At 36.7% G+C, this 14,058-nt stretch carries 17 protein-coding genes and 1 pseudogene; 6 read left to right on the plus strand and 12 right to left on the minus strand.

The window, feature by feature from the left end; genetic code table 11:
* From AC11ZT_RS10200 to AC11ZT_RS10210, 3 genes are all read left to right on the plus strand, one after another.
* Nucleotides 1–113 (plus strand): DUF2179 domain-containing protein (locus tag AC11ZT_RS10200; protein WP_484059500.1); only part of this gene is annotated, 113 nt, incomplete at its 5' end.
* Between the two features lie 363 nt (nt 114–476).
* Complete coding sequence (locus AC11ZT_RS10205) at nt 477–773, plus strand: hypothetical protein (protein ID WP_484059488.1); 297 nt, start codon at nt 477–479, stop codon at nt 771–773.
* A gap of 90 nt (nt 774–863) precedes the next feature.
* Nucleotides 864–1,289: a DUF2621 family protein gene (locus AC11ZT_RS10210; RefSeq protein WP_484059489.1), complete on the plus strand. Its 426-nt coding sequence runs from the start codon at nt 864–866 to the stop codon at nt 1,287–1,289.
* Nucleotides 1,290–1,343: 54 nt separating this feature from the next.
* Here the strand turns inward: AC11ZT_RS10210 and AC11ZT_RS10215 are convergent, their stop codons facing one another.
* Nucleotides 1,344–1,850 carry a CcdC family protein gene (locus AC11ZT_RS10215; protein ID WP_484059490.1) on the minus strand — a complete coding sequence of 169 codons (507 nt, stop codon included), beginning with the start codon at nt 1,848–1,850 and terminating at the stop codon, nt 1,344–1,346.
* A gap of 86 nt (nt 1,851–1,936) precedes the next feature.
* Nucleotides 1,937–2,644 (minus strand): cytochrome c biogenesis CcdA family protein, encoded by a 708-nt coding sequence (locus tag AC11ZT_RS10220; RefSeq protein WP_484059491.1) that lies wholly within the window; start codon nt 2,642–2,644, stop codon nt 1,937–1,939.
* A gap of 172 nt (nt 2,645–2,816) precedes the next feature.
* On the opposite strand from AC11ZT_RS10220, the gene AC11ZT_RS10225 reads away from it, so the two are divergent.
* From AC11ZT_RS10225 to proC, 3 genes are all read left to right on the plus strand, one after another.
* Complete coding sequence (locus AC11ZT_RS10225; RefSeq protein WP_484059492.1) at nt 2,817–2,990, plus strand: hypothetical protein; 174 nt, start codon at nt 2,817–2,819, stop codon at nt 2,988–2,990.
* A 265-nt stretch (nt 2,991–3,255) separates the two neighbouring features.
* Entirely contained in the window at nt 3,256–3,441 is a 186-nt protein-coding gene (locus AC11ZT_RS10230) for a YjcZ family sporulation protein (RefSeq protein WP_484059493.1), read from the plus strand.
* A 196-nt stretch (nt 3,442–3,637) separates the two neighbouring features.
* The gene (gene proC, locus AC11ZT_RS10235) at nt 3,638–4,435 is read left to right on the plus strand and encodes a pyrroline-5-carboxylate reductase (RefSeq protein ID WP_484059494.1); all 798 of its coding nucleotides are present in this window, start codon (nt 3,638–3,640) and stop codon (nt 4,433–4,435) included.
* 69 nt (nt 4,436–4,504) lie between these two features.
* Here proC and AC11ZT_RS10240 read toward each other — a convergent pair whose 3' ends face one another.
* The 10 genes and pseudogenes from AC11ZT_RS10240 to AC11ZT_RS10285 all read right to left on the minus strand — a co-directional run bounded on the left by AC11ZT_RS10240 (nt 4,505) and on the right by AC11ZT_RS10285 (nt 14,050).
* On the minus strand, nt 4,505–4,936 hold the full coding sequence (locus AC11ZT_RS10240) for a YndM family protein (RefSeq protein ID WP_484059495.1): 432 nt from the start codon (nt 4,934–4,936) through the stop codon (nt 4,505–4,507).
* Between the two features lie 168 nt (nt 4,937–5,104).
* Entirely contained in the window at nt 5,105–6,190 is a 1,086-nt protein-coding gene (locus AC11ZT_RS10245) for a GerAB/ArcD/ProY family transporter (RefSeq protein ID WP_379967531.1), read from the minus strand.
* Nucleotides 6,191–6,274: 84 nt separating this feature from the next.
* Nucleotides 6,275–7,403 (minus strand): annotated as a pseudogene (locus AC11ZT_RS10250) (GerAB/ArcD/ProY family transporter).
* Between the two features lie 38 nt (nt 7,404–7,441).
* Nucleotides 7,442–7,669 (minus strand): hypothetical protein, encoded by a 228-nt coding sequence (locus tag AC11ZT_RS10255; RefSeq protein WP_379967528.1) that lies wholly within the window; start codon nt 7,667–7,669, stop codon nt 7,442–7,444.
* The gene (locus AC11ZT_RS10260; RefSeq protein ID WP_484059496.1) at nt 7,666–8,865 is read right to left on the minus strand and encodes a Ger(x)C family spore germination protein; all 1,200 of its coding nucleotides are present in this window, start codon (nt 8,863–8,865) and stop codon (nt 7,666–7,668) included. The genes AC11ZT_RS10255 and AC11ZT_RS10260 overlap by 4 nt, the downstream gene beginning before the upstream one ends.
* Before the next feature lie 30 nt (nt 8,866–8,895).
* Complete coding sequence (locus AC11ZT_RS10265) at nt 8,896–10,458, minus strand: spore germination protein (RefSeq protein ID WP_484059497.1); 1,563 nt, start codon at nt 10,456–10,458, stop codon at nt 8,896–8,898.
* Between the two features lie 228 nt (nt 10,459–10,686).
* The gene (locus AC11ZT_RS10270; RefSeq protein ID WP_379967519.1) at nt 10,687–10,905 is read right to left on the minus strand and encodes a YneF family protein; all 219 of its coding nucleotides are present in this window, start codon (nt 10,903–10,905) and stop codon (nt 10,687–10,689) included.
* A gap of 80 nt (nt 10,906–10,985) precedes the next feature.
* Nucleotides 10,986–11,429, minus strand: coding sequence for a sporulation inhibitor of replication protein SirA (gene sirA, locus AC11ZT_RS10275; protein WP_484059498.1), 444 nt, complete (start codon nt 11,427–11,429; stop codon nt 10,986–10,988).
* Between the two features lie 150 nt (nt 11,430–11,579).
* Nucleotides 11,580–13,586 carry a transketolase gene (gene tkt / locus AC11ZT_RS10280; protein WP_484059499.1) on the minus strand — a complete coding sequence of 669 codons (2,007 nt, stop codon included), beginning with the start codon at nt 13,584–13,586 and terminating at the stop codon, nt 11,580–11,582.
* 251 nt (nt 13,587–13,837) lie between these two features.
* Nucleotides 13,838–14,050: a DUF896 domain-containing protein gene (locus tag AC11ZT_RS10285; RefSeq protein ID WP_484059501.1), complete on the minus strand. Its 213-nt coding sequence runs from the start codon at nt 14,048–14,050 to the stop codon at nt 13,838–13,840.
* Nucleotides 14,051–14,058 lie beyond the last annotated feature (8 nt).

Consider the following 14,058-nt stretch of genomic DNA (forward strand, 5'->3'; position numbering starts at 1 on the left):
CAAAGGATGAATTGGTAGCAATTAAAAATTTAATTGCACATACAGATCCACAGGCATTCGTTAATATTACTGAAACAATCGAAGTGCTCGGACTGTTTCGACGCACCGCCTAATTAAATCTACAAGTTCTCACTATATGCACTATATATGAACAAACAAGTAAACAGGCGACACACCTATAAAATATTGTGTCGCCTGTTTACTTGTTTAAATAGTCAAAATAATCAACCAATTCAGTATATACAAATTACTTATACTTTCATAAACAACAGTTGTTTCTGTAATTTATCGAGTATTATAATAGTAAAGGCAGTAATAGCTGTTTTGATATTATATTATATTTTATCTTACTAATCTAGGATAGTTTTATTCTATTTCTTATTCCTTTCTTTAATAAAAAAGGGTATACTTATTTTAGAACATATGTTCTTTTTATCTTATTTTACATAGCATTTTGCACAATAAGGAGTGAGACGATGCTAGATTATCAAACAACATTGTCATGGAACGATACGATGAAGCAAATTCAATATAATTGCTTAGGAAGAGCGATTTCTGACAGACAAAGCTTCGAGAGTGAACTATTAGAATTTTTACACAATCATGATTATATTACCTTACCTACCATTCTTAGCGGTCTTTCCAAGGAACGTTTTGGATCTTACTCTATCTATACAACCCAAGATAAAAATCGAAAGGTTGGTACACTCATTGTCGAATATAAACGTGAAACAGAGCAATTATCAAAAGTGGACGAGGTCTATTTTGTATAATTCTATTGCACGTCTCTCCTTTATCCTTTATAATAAACCAAAATTCCATAATATGGAATTTTAGGGTGTAGATAAAACGGGGGTGAATCGTTGCTAAGCGGATGGTTCAGTTGGTTTATAGTGTTATGGACTGTCATCTTACTCTGTCTCATGTTTATCGGTGGATATTTTATGTTTCGAAAGTTTTTAAAGCGACTTCCAAAGGAGGATGGTTTATCCCTTCTCGATTGGGAAGCTTATTACATTGACCAAACTCGGCATTTATGGAATGACAAAACCAAGGAGCTACTTGAAGAGCTTGTGAAGCCGGTTCCTTCCCTTTTTCGTGACGTAGCACGTTCTAAAATTGTAGCAAAAATCGGCGAGCTTGCTTTAATGGAACAAACACCTGCTATTACACATGATGTAATAATACGCGGGTACATTCTGGCCACACCGAAACGCGATCATGCTTATCTGAGAAAAACACTGCAAAAGAAAGATATTGATATAACAGCCTATACAACTGCGAAATAAATGTGAATCGATATTAATTTCTATAAAAAAAGCCTCGAAATTCGAGGCTTTTTCTTACGTTAATTTCATATCACTATTGTCTAAAAAATCTTTTTGATTCTTCAGCTCGTCTGCCAACTTTTTATAAGAGCGATACATAGCCACTCTCCAAGAAATAATCATAGCAAACGCTAACAAGAAAAACATCCCACTTAGTTGCCCGAAAGATATAGATTGACTTAAATAGGTTTTTAAACCAATTCGCACGGCTACTAGACCAACTAAAATAAGAATGAACGCTCTTGAACGCTTCAAATATATCTCTTGTCCGCGAATTTCAAACTTTGATGTTTTAATTAGAAAGATAGAGAAAATTAACCCAACGATAACAGCTTCTCCAATTTCAGCACCAGTTAAACGAAACTGCGGTACTACATACATCAAGGCCCCTGTGCTCATAAAGAATGGCGGCAAAATGATTTTTTTCAACGAGGTAGGTTTTGCAGCTGCTTTAATACGAATAAATGTGACAGCAATCGCCATAAAAATAGCTACAGCACTTGAAAGAAGTACATAATTCATCTTGTATCATTCCTTTTATGTTCAAAGTTACAACGTACTACTATTATATTTCTTTGTTGTACTCTTTTCCAATTATATATTTTGATTTATAAACCGGTAAATCCACCAAACAACTCTGTAATCGCGATTGTAATCTTCGTAAGTCCATTAAAGTATAGCAAAACTCCCATTGCTATCATAATATACCCACCAATCTTAACAAACGTCACACTATTTCGCTTAATCCAAGAAAGTTTGGAGAGAAACAGTGACAAGACAAAAAATGGGATTGCAAAGCCAAGGACGTAAGAAATCATGTAGAGCATTGCAAATTGCGGATTCGTAGCTGCTAGTGCAATTACTCCTGCTAAGATAGGACCCGTACAAGGAGTCCAACCAGCGGCAAAGGCAATGCCGATTACAAGCGAACCTGCATACCCAGATGGTCTGCTTTTAAACGTAAATTTATGATCCTTCATTAGAAATTCTGGTTTAAATACACCTACAATAACGAGTCCAAACAGTACAATGAACAGAGCACCAATTTGACGAATCAAATTTTGATACGAAATAAACAGCTGCCCAATAAAGGTAGTACCAAATCCAATAGCAATAAATACAATAGAAAAACCAATCAGAAAAAACGCCGTATGAAGCATGCTTCTTTTTTGAAGCATGGCTTGCTCTTCCTTTAATTCCGAAACCGACATTCCGGTAATATAAGAAAGAAAGGCGGGATACAAAGGCAAACAGCATGGCGAAATAAACGACAGAAACCCTGCCCCGAATGCCAAAAAAATATTAATATCTTGCATACTTTTTCCCCTTTCTACATGATTCCATTGTAGCAAATTTTTTATCACTAAAGAAAAGAAAGTGATGAATAGACAACAATGAGAAATAGGTCGAAATGACAATTATCAAGACGAGAAGGAAATTTATTTCCATTGTCGAATATAATCAAAAAAAGGATGGGAGGAATGTACTATGTTATTTCAATTCTCTGTCGAATATTCATTTCATCAAGGTAACCGCTATATATCTGAAACAGTTACTGTTGTTGCTTCATCTGAACAATTAGCAAAGCAAAAGGTAGTAGCAGAAGTAACTCGCCGCTTTGGTCTAACAGACTCTCCTCTCATACATGTCCAACAACTTTAAATTCAGTTTAGAAGATTGATCTTTTCTCATGCCTATAAAATCTATTGTCTGTTCATTTTAATCTGTAAACTAGATTTCTCCATATCCACTTCATTCCCTTGTTATTCAACAACAGCTACCTCCATTTTTGCCTACTTATTAAGAATGGACAAGCCCTTTTTATATGGACTACCTTCCAAATGAGATGATTCGCATATGTTAAAGTGAATAACATTATAGTTTTAAACGGGTTTACCCGAATTCATTTTAATAAGGAGGAGTTATAATGGGTCATCCACAAGGTAATGTAGGACCAACAGAAGCTGGTCATCATCATCATGGTCACTTTCATGGTAATAGCGGTTTTGCTCTTGTCGTAGTATTGTTCATTCTGTTAATCATCATTGGTTGCAGCTGGGGATGCGGCGGTTATGGCGGTTATGGCGGTTATGGATACGGATACGGTTTCTAGTAAATAAATACTAACTATGAAGATGCCTTGCCAAGCAAGGTGTCTTTTAATATATATGTAAGTTCCTGATAATATGAATACCGTCTTTACAAAAGCCTACTTCTTGCACGGTTACCAAGTATTCGCTAAGCTGTACATATAACTCCTTTTAACCGAGATACATAACAAGTGTTCATTAGATACGGGGGAACTATACATGAAGAAACAACGAATCTTATTTATCGGTGCAGGTCGAATGGCAGAAGCTATTTTTTCAGGACTATTGAAAAGAAGTGCAGATGATATTGAATCAATCACTATTTCAAATCGTTCAAATAGCAGCAGACTACTAAAAATGCACCAAAAATATGGTGTGCAGACAACAACGAATTGGCATAATGAAGTAGACCATGCTGACGTAATACTATTAGCAATTCCACCATATGCACACGAATCCTTGTTAGCTGAATTATCACCGGTGCTTAATAATCAATTTATCATAACAATAGCTGCTGGAATCGGTCCTTCTTACTTAGAGGAACGGCTTCCTTCAAAAACGCCGGTTTCGTGGATTATGCCAAACACAGCAGCAGTCGTAGGCGAATCCATGTCACTGTATTGCTTAGGTAGAAAAACAACGGATCATCATCGGGAAGTTTTGCAGATAATTTTACATGGCATCGGAAAGGCAGAGGAATGTACGGAGGAAGAAATTCACCAATTAACAGCTGTAACTGGAAGTGCACCTGCGTTCGTATATTATTTTGCTGAAAGTCTGATACAAACAACGAAAGAATTAGGTATTTCAGAAGAAAAAGCAAAGCAGCTTGTCATTCAAATGATATATGGCTCTGCAGCTATGCTACGGGAAGAACAAGATCCCGCTTCATTACGTGAACAGGTAACTACACCAGGAGGATCTACTGCAGAAGGCCTACGCGTATTATATGAAAAACAATTTGCTTCTATATTGCAGCAGGCAATTGCTGCAACGAATGAAAAAGCGAGAAACTAATCGGTACTAAAAAGTCCTTTCCAATTCGAAACACGGAAAGGACTTTATTGCATATACTATTTTCTTAAGCTATCCCTTCTTCTTTGGAATCGTCTTCTCCTCACTGAACTCAGTGCCATAGGAAGGGCTAAATTTAGTTTCTTTCATCCGAGAAGAGCGAAGTAATTCCCGCCATGATAATCGGTGAAGAAGTAATGACGCAGCTGTTACGAGAACAGCTGATATAATACTTCCCCAAGCCATTTGTAAATAACTATCCAATAGCACATTCCCGAAAATCCAAACACTCATATATGTAATAAGAAAATCAACAATTGCAGCAGGACCATTTCCTATTCGAGGTAAAACAATGTTTTCCACTACTACATATGAAACAATCGTTACAAACAGACTAAATGATACCACTTCTGTTATCGTTGCTGGAAAAAAGATAGCCAACCCAAGAGAGAAAGCAACCACCGATGATAAAAATTTCATTAACAAAAAAGTAGTTTGCTTCATTACGAAAATCCTCCTTTTCGTTTTAGTTTGCAACGAAAAGGAGGATTTTATACATAATCCGACTACTCATAGCGATGGAAGAATTAAATTCACAAGTAAATTTTTAGAATTTTCTTACAATAGCAAAAATAATGAGTTGACTTTTTGAGAAATTCGTACCCCTTTCCCCTATTTTCTTATTTTTTTCTGTATGATAGCGATACATAGCAGAACTAATGGAACAAATGTAAAAAGTGAGAATTCTATAAAGGGGATAATAGTTTCTATAAATTTTGACAGTTGCTGCATATTGGGAGATGCCCATATACTAAATATTATGATTAAAAAACCGAATGGAAAAATAAGAGGCCTGAAGTCAGATAGATGTAGCCATTGCGCACTCCCTAAAACAAGCACATACAAGAACACGGAAAGTTTGACAAACACCCCCATCACCCAAATAACAACTACGAAGGATTCAAGATGTTCAAAAAATGTTGCAACACTAATGTATCGGAAAGCAGTAAACACTGGATAAGCATAACTTGTAACTGAGTCTCCAAATAATAGAAGGATGATGATATTGATATAAACCATAGCAATCATGCAAATAATTACTAAGTATATACTCCGTTTCATCGCTACCTTACTATCTGTCAAAAAAGGAAGTAGCATGGATGCAAGGAATATTTGACCAAACCAAAGTGATGGCTGAACTGCTCCTCTAATTGAGGGAAGCAAACCATGCTCCATAATTGGAAATAGATTCTCTGCTTTTAAGTCTTTTAGTAGCAGCACAAATAATAAAATTGTAACCATATAGATGAAAACAAGTATTTGGGCAGACCTTCCTAACACTTCCAATCCAGCTCGAACAGCGAAAGTACATACAAGAATCATACTTCCAGTAACAACAAACATAGGGGTTTTCGGAAGAAAAGTTATCATAACCAAATCCGCATATTCCCTAGCTATCAAACTAGCTACGTACAGAAAATAAAATAAGAAGACAAATCCAAGTATTTTTCCTAGAAATCGCCCCGCAATGTGTTGACTATATTGTATGAGGGTCTCCTTCGGATACTTTTTATGTAACTGGTACACAATAAACATTGTAAAAAATCCATTAAAGGATGCCCACATTGGCGAAATCCACATATCACGATGCGCATATTTTCCTGTAACGACTGGTATGGTAAGAATAGCGGTTGAGAGTATTAATGGTAATAATAACATTGTCATTTGTAAAGCAGAAATTTTCCCTTTTTCAATCATTTTCTGTTTACCTCGTTACTTTTTAGTATATCCACAAAATATTTAAGATTATTTAAATAAAGAATAGATCATCCGTGACAAACTCTATACTTTATTACTGTATAGGAGTATGACTTCTTTTTTCTTTACGATATTTATTTTGTATATAAGCAGAAGTAGGAGAAGAGTTGGAATTACCGTTAAAAGTAATAGTATATAAAACGGAAGAATTTCGTCTGCACATTTGGAAAATTCTTTCATATTCCGGTATACCCACAGGCCAAGTAAAGTTAACAAAAAACCAAGTGGAAGTACGATTGACCGGTAGTCAGAGAGATTCATCCACTGCGCAGTACTTAGCACTAGAACATAATAGAGGACTGAAATTTTGATGAACATTATTGTCACCCAAATGACAATAATGACCGCCTCCAAATGTTCAAAAAAATTAGAAATACTGATGTATCGAATCACAACAAATATTGGATAGCTACGACTAGTTGTGAAAGAAGTTCCTCCTAATAAGAAAACAGTCAGCAAATTGAGACCAATCATAACAAGCATCACAACTAGAACTGAAACCATACTCCATTTCATTCCTTTTTCAGAATCCATTACATAAAGAAGAAACATCGATATCTAAAAACTTTGACAAAACCAAGCTTGCAGTGCATATGCTCCCCGAATTGATGGCATCACACCATGCTCCAGTATTGGAAAGATATTCTTGATCTCTGCGTCCTTAAAGAGTAGGATAACCAATATCAAGATAACAATTATAAATATAGGAGTAAACAGTTGGGCAGCCCTACCTAACACTTCCCCGCCACATCGTACAGCATAACCACAAACTAAAACTATACTTCCAAGTACTACAATCAGTGGAGTCTTTGGAAAAAAAGAGCTAATGATGAAATCAGCATATTCCCTTACTATCGTTCCCATATCATGTAGGAAATAAAACAAATAAACAAATCCGAGTAGTTTTCCTGGAATCGTACCGATTCTGTGCGCTATATTGGATGAAGGTTTCTTTTGGATAGTATTTATGCAATTGATATACGATAAACGTTGTGAGAAATCCGATAAGTGCTCCCCAAATTGGAGAGATCCACATATCGCGTACTGCGTACTTACCCGTTATTGATGGAACGACGAGAATAGCAGTTGCAGTTATTACAGGATACATCATTAGTGCAAGCTGAAATGCAGAAATTTTTCCTTTCTCAATCATTTTTTATCTCCTTCTTTTTGCTAAATCCAATAATCCTATTATTTCTCAAGCAATTGTCCAAACGGTTTGAATAACGTTTCTATCATTTGTGTAGGACCCGGCATGTCAGGAAAGAATAAAAGAAGGATGGCTAGTATCCCCCCCATCGCCATTAAGGTAATAAAGGCAGCTTTTTCTTTTTTCTGCTTCCTATCCATTTTAGGCCATTCATACCACGTAATCAGAATTATTAATACTATTATCCCTACTATCGCTGCCCATTTCATTCCGTTTTTACCTCATTTTCTTTTAAACCCGCCGGTATAGTAGACATACCTGGTCTACGCACGTATGTTCGAATATCCATTTTCACATCCACTTGTGGAAGAATTTCATCCCAATGATCTTTGACTTTCTCCCATTCTTTAGGATATTTACGGTGAAACGCATCTGCAAAACCGAAAGCATCTATATGCATCTCCGTCTTCACCTGTGAAAGAGTTTGAACAATGCGTTGTTTAATGACTTGTTCTAAGTCTTTTTCTATACGCTTTGTAATGTCGGCACTCATAATGTCAAGATGGGTACCGTTTTGCACCACAGAAGCTTCCGATATTATTTTAACCAAAATTTTCCATTTTCCGTTTTTAATTGTAGGAAGAATTTTCGTCGTTACTCGAATAGGATCTATCGACATGATTTCTCCTTCTTTAATGGCTACTGAAATCGCAGACACTTCGGTTTCATTTCGAAGCCACAACAGTCCTCTCGTTACTTTGTCATCGATTCGACCAACCATTTTTCCCTTCTTGAAAATAGCAGTTCCAGTAATATAATCAACCGTTTCTCGCATTTTTCCGTTTTTTGAAGTTACTGTTTGAATAATAGGCAAAATAGCTGCTTCTGAATCACCAATTATCATTTGTTGAAAATCTTTTACAGTAATATCGGCACCTGTATGAAGTGCAGACAACTTACGGAGTCTTTCTCCTTCAAATAGCTCTAGCGTTGTCTTAGATTTCAGAATATCTGCTGCCAATCCGTCGCTAACAAACAAATTGGCACGTTCCCGAGGTTGTGATTGGCGAAGTAAAAAATCAATCTGCTGATTAATTCCATCTTTAGCAAATGCTTCTCCAAAAATATATGCTTTGCAGTGTCCCAAAAAAAGGACGCGTGTAAATTTTGCTTGAAGGTTTGCCATAGCATCTGCCATATTTTTCCCTGTTGCTGATCTCATCAAGACATTGGAGGTTCCCGCTGCCCCAGATCCTTGCTGCCCGCCACTTACTTTCTTTGGATTTAACACTTGAACAGTAAGCTTAATTTCCTCATTTTTGTCTTTATCAATGGCAGTAGCTAACACCAGTGCTGTATCATTCACTTCTTGTCTGTCCCAACAACCCGTAAGCAGCAAACTAGCCGAAAAAAAGAGAAGAGGAGAATATTTTTTCATCATTTTGAGAGATAAAAATGACTTCATTTTTTGTTCACATCCTACCAATGTTATACGCTACTTTTCTTTTTTACCATCTGGCTTCGGTTTTTGATTTGGTGACTGTCGATACAAATCAAATTCCCCAGTTAAATGAGGACGTGTGTCCATCTTCCACCACGGCGCCCGAACGAAAGTATCTTTCAACTCACGACCTTTCAGTGGAGCAATAGGAGAAAGGTATGGAACTCCAAACGAACGTAGTGAACATAAATGGACGATAATAGTAATAATCCCCAGCATAATTCCCAATAAACCGAGTGTGCCAGCAAGAAAAATAATCGGAAACCGTAACAATCTAAACGCAATACCTTGCGTATAATGTGGAACCATAAACGATGAAATTCCTGTAATCGCAACAATAATAACCATAGGAGCAGAAACAATGCCAGCTTGCACGGCTGCTTGGCCGATGACTAATGCGCCGACAATACTAACCGCAGCTCCTACCTGTTTTGGAAGCCTGACTCCAGCTTCCCTTAGTGCTTCAAACGTAATCTCCATCATTAATGCCTCTACTAGTGCTGGAAAGGGGACAGTTTCCCGAGAAGCAGCCGCACTAATTAACAAAGCCGTTGGTACCATCTCTTGATGATAGGTAAGAATTGCAACATAAAGCGAAGGCAAAGTAACAGAAATTATCATAAACGTGAAACGCAAAATGCGAATCGCTGAGCTAACTAGAAAACGTTGATAATAGTCCTCCGCTGACTGAAGCAAAGAAAAAAAACTAATCGGAGCAATTAATACAACTGGGGTACCATCTATTAAAATAACTACACGACCTTCCAAGAGATTTGCAACGGCTACATCAGGTCGTTCTGTATTAATAAGCTGAGGAAAAGGAGAATAGGGATTATCTTCAATCATTTCCTCAATGTAACAACTTTCTAATACACTGTCTATATCAATGCCTTGCAGGCGATTTTCTACTTCATCGATAAGATTTTGATTTGCAAGCCCTTCTACATAAGCAAGTACAACTTGAGTATTCGTATAGCGACCGATGTTCATCATTTTCATTTTGAGATCAGGGTTTTTAATCTTTCGCCTTATAAGAGCAGCATTGACTGCCAATGTTTCAACAAACCCTTCCCGTGGTCCCCGTACAACGCTTTCTGCCGACGGTTCTTCAATCGATCGTTTTTCCCATTTAGGTAACCCCAAGGCAAGACCACGTACTTCTTGTTGTACGAAAAGAATAGGATTTCCTATTGAGAGATTTGCTACACAATCGGTAACTGTCAAGACTTCTGTCATCTTGGATAGATGTATTTTCCCTTTTACCATTTCATATAAATTATGATTTACTCCTTCTGCTTCCAAAAGTGGGGCGAGTACATTATCATCAATCTCTTCAATATTAGATAAACCATCTATATAAACGAGAGCCGCTTTTGTCCTTCCACCAATAAAAAATGTCCGAAAAGCTACATCAAAGCTATCTTTATACAAAAATTTAAAAATTTGTAGATTTTTATCCAAGTCTGACGATAAAAAATCTTGCTTCTCAGTATCTTGAGGTTGTTGCGTATTCAATTGTTTTTGTTTATTAAACAGTTTCCTATTTTTACGATACAATCGGACAACACCTTCTTTTTATTCTAGAGTATGGAATTTACATTTAGCGGCATTTTTAAAAATGTATACCATTATATGCTCTGCATATTTCCGCATATTATTCCATTGTACGCAAAATAGCAATTTATAGACAAAGTAAAAGCCCTTCAATATTTCGAAGGGCTTTACTTTACTAACTAAATAAGGTACAACAAAAAGACACCCGCTAACGAGTGCCTCTTACTGTTGTTATTTCATCTGTTTGTTCATCGATTGCATCATTTGATTAATTTTCTTCTGAGAAGGCTTTTGACCCATTTGTGCCATCATCATTTTAAGCATCTGTTCATTAATCGGTGGATTTTTCTTTAAATAATTCATCATATAACGACGTGCAATGAAGAATCCTAGCGCGATACCTGCTGCAAAAATAAGGATACCAACTAGAATAGAAACCCAAACTGACATAGTAAATCCTCCTTCATGTTGTCTACGTTACAGTTTACTAAAACCTTTTCATTTAGACAAGCCCGTATGAAACTTTTTTGTTACACATATCTTCGTACTTGTTTAATTGGATTTAACCATCCGTACTTTTCATGGATAAAATCCATGGCAAGGAATGTGTACTCACTTTTCCGTAATATTTCAAAAAACATTGTTTCTATCTCATAATTTTCAATCGATTCAATGCGTGCAAATTGTCGTTTTATACATAAGGACCCATATGTAACTTCATCCTGTATAAGAATATGTTGATTATTTATACGCTTATAATGAGGATGAAAGGAAAGAGAGTGTTCAACAGAATGATGAAGTCGACTCATTTGAAGCGGTTCTGATATATACTGAATTTGCTTATACAACATTTTCTTGTTAGCAAATGAAGTTGTACGATGGCAACGAGCAAACAAATCATACAACAAATGTTCGCGGCCAAAATATGTTCTAGCAATATCATCTTGAATTAAGTACAAGTGATACGTTATCATACCATTTCCTCCTCACCAAGACAATCTCTTTTTGAACATTATATAAGATGTTCAATACAAAGATTGTCTGAAGATGGAGAAAAAAAACTTCTTACCTGTCGAATGTCTTGATTTTCGCTTCAAAATCCCTCTCTCTAAAGAAAGATTTTATTACTTTTGCAATAACGCTTTGACCTTTGCAACAACATTTTCAACTGTAAATCCGTATTCTTCCATAACTTTTTCTCCTGGTGCAGAAGCTCCGAACGTATCAATAGCTAATACGTCACCATCAAGACCTACATAACGATGCCATCCAAATGATGCACCCATTTCAATTGCAAGACGTTTTGTTACAGCCTTTGGTAATACAGATTCTTTGTACTCATTTGATTGTGCTTCAAATAGATCGAAAGATGGTACACTTACGACAGTAGCTGATATGCCCTGTTTCAGTAATACTTCACTTGCTTTTACTGCTAAACTTACTTCAGAACCAGATGCAAGGAGCAAAATGTCAGCAACCTCTTTATGACTAGGTGAAAGAACATAACCACCTTTAGCAACATTTTCTATTGCATGTTCCTTTGTGCCTTGTAGTACAGGTAAGTTTTGACGACTAAGTACAATGGCTGTTGGTCGGTTTGTAGATTCAACTGCAAGTTTCCACGCAGCAATGGATTCATTTCCATCGGCTGGACGAATCACGGATAATCCAGGCATAGCACGAAGAGCAGCAAGCTGTTCAATCGGTTCATGTGTAGGACCATCTTCCCCTACTGCAATACTATCATGCGTAAATACATAAGTTACAGGAAGTTTCATCAATGCTGCAAGACGAATAGCGGGACGTAAGTAATCAGAAAATACGAAGAATGTACCACCGAACGTCTTTAACCCACCGTGAAGTGCAATCCCATTCATTGCTGCACCCATTGCAAATTCACGAACACCAAACCAAATATTTTTACCACTATAATCTGTACGCTTGAAATCATTCTTATTTTTCATATATGTTTTATTGCTACCAGCAAGGTCAGCTGATCCACCAAAGAAATTCGGAATAGCATTTGCAATCGCGTTAATTGCTTCACCAGACGTAGCACGCGTTGCTTTTGAAGTTCCTAATTCGTATGTTGGTAGACTCTTTTCCCAATCTTGCGGAAGATGTCCGTCAATATTTGACTTTAATTGATTTGCAAGCTCTGGATACGCAGCGCTATATTGATCAAATAATGTATTCCATTCAGCGAACGCTTTTTCTCCAGCTTCTTTAACTACTGCACGGAAATGAGTGTATACTTCTTCTGGTACATGAAAATCTTCTTCAAAGACCCATTTATATGCTTCTTTTGTAAGTTTTACTTCTTCTGTACCAAGCGGAGATCCGTGAGAGGCAGAGCTACCTGCTTTGTTCGGAGATCCGTAACCAATTGTTGTTTTAACTTCAATAAGTGTAGGATGCTTTTCGTCGGCTTTCGCTTCTTCTATCGCCTTTGTAATTGCTTCAAGGTCATTTCCGTCCTCGACGCGAATTACCTGCCAGCCATACGCTTTATAACGATTTTCTACATTTTCAGAGAAAGAATGGTTCAAATCACCATCTAAGGAAATATCATTAGAATCATACAATACGATTAAGCGACCTAGTTCTAGATGCGCTGCTAATGAGGATGCTTCAGAAGATACACCTTCCATAAGATCACCGTCTCCGCAGATAGCATATGTAAAGTGATCGACAATGTTATAAGAATCGCGGTTATATGTTGCTGCTAAGTGACGTTCCGCCATTGCCATACCAACTGCAGTTGCAATACCTTGTCCAAGAGGCCCAGTTGTTGTATCTACACCAGCAGTGTGACCAAACTCAGGATGACCTGGCGTTTTGCTTCCCCACTGACGAAAGTTTTTCAAATCTTCCATTGTTACTTCATATCCACATAAGTGCAGAAGACTGTACAATAACATAGAGCCATGTCCAGCAGACAATACAAATCGATCGCGATTGAACCAAGTAGGATTGGATGGATTTAATTTCATAAATTTCGTCCACAATGTATAGGCCATCGGTGCAGCCCCCATTGGCATGCCTGGATGTCCGGAATTCGCCTTTTCAATTGCATCGATTGCAAGTGTGCGAATAGTTGTTATAGATAAGTGTTCGATTGAATGTGACATAGTTTTCTTCCCTTCATTCAATTTAGCCTAAGCATTCATATACATTTATATTAGCTTGCCACGCATCATTATACAACATGTATGAAGAATTGTGTGGATTATCTTCTATTATTTCAAAATAACTATTCGTATAGAAGTCATTTAAATTATTTAGGTTATACTTATTTTATAGTTTTTGTCCCTTAAAGTGTAGCAATCCTTTAGACCGAAAGAAAGCAAGATGGAGTTCCATCTTGCTCTCGATAGGTCTATTATTGTAATAAGCTGTTTTGTTGCTGTTTTAAAAGCTTTAGTTTTTCAGGGGTAACATCATTTCCACTTTCATCTACAATTTTTATGGATTTCAACCGTTCCAATACTTGAACACGAAAAGACTTAATATATTCTTGACGTAAGATATGACGCTCTTGTTTTTCAATGTCAGTTAATCCGATTGTCTTTGCCTTTCTAGAAAGCTCATTTATACGATTTA

The organism is Ectobacillus sp. (assembly GCF_056992975.1).

Excerpts from the sequence above, each read along its gene's own strand:
- AC11ZT_RS10205 (WP_484059488.1), top strand. The coding sequence starts at position 477 with ATGCTAGATTATCAAACAACATTGTCATGGAACGATACGATGAAGCAA.
- AC11ZT_RS10215 (WP_484059490.1), bottom strand. The coding sequence starts at position 1,850 with ATGAATTATGTACTTCTTTCAAGTGCTGTAGCTATTTTTATGGCGATT.
- AC11ZT_RS10220 (WP_484059491.1), bottom strand. The coding sequence starts at position 2,644 with ATGCAAGATATTAATATTTTTTTGGCATTCGGGGCAGGGTTTCTGTCG.
- AC11ZT_RS10225 (WP_484059492.1), top strand. The coding sequence starts at position 2,817 with ATGTTATTTCAATTCTCTGTCGAATATTCATTTCATCAAGGTAACCGC.
- AC11ZT_RS10230 (WP_484059493.1), top strand. The coding sequence starts at position 3,256 with ATGGGTCATCCACAAGGTAATGTAGGACCAACAGAAGCTGGTCATCAT.
- proC (WP_484059494.1), top strand. The coding sequence starts at position 3,638 with ATGAAGAAACAACGAATCTTATTTATCGGTGCAGGTCGAATGGCAGAA.
- AC11ZT_RS10240 (WP_484059495.1), bottom strand. The coding sequence starts at position 4,936 with ATGAAGCAAACTACTTTTTTGTTAATGAAATTTTTATCATCGGTGGTT.
- AC11ZT_RS10245 (WP_379967531.1), bottom strand. The coding sequence starts at position 6,190 with ATGATTGAAAAAGGGAAAATTTCTGCTTTACAAATGACAATGTTATTA.
- AC11ZT_RS10255 (WP_379967528.1), bottom strand. The coding sequence starts at position 7,669 with ATGAAATGGGCAGCGATAGTAGGGATAATAGTATTAATAATTCTGATT.
- AC11ZT_RS10260 (WP_484059496.1), bottom strand. The coding sequence starts at position 8,865 with ATGAAGTCATTTTTATCTCTCAAAATGATGAAAAAATATTCTCCTCTT.
- AC11ZT_RS10270 (WP_379967519.1), bottom strand. The coding sequence starts at position 10,905 with ATGTCAGTTTGGGTTTCTATTCTAGTTGGTATCCTTATTTTTGCAGCA.
- sirA (WP_484059498.1), bottom strand. The coding sequence starts at position 11,429 with ATGATAACGTATCACTTGTACTTAATTCAAGATGATATTGCTAGAACA.
- tkt (WP_484059499.1), bottom strand. The coding sequence starts at position 13,586 with ATGTCACATTCAATCGAACACTTATCTATAACAACTATTCGCACACTT.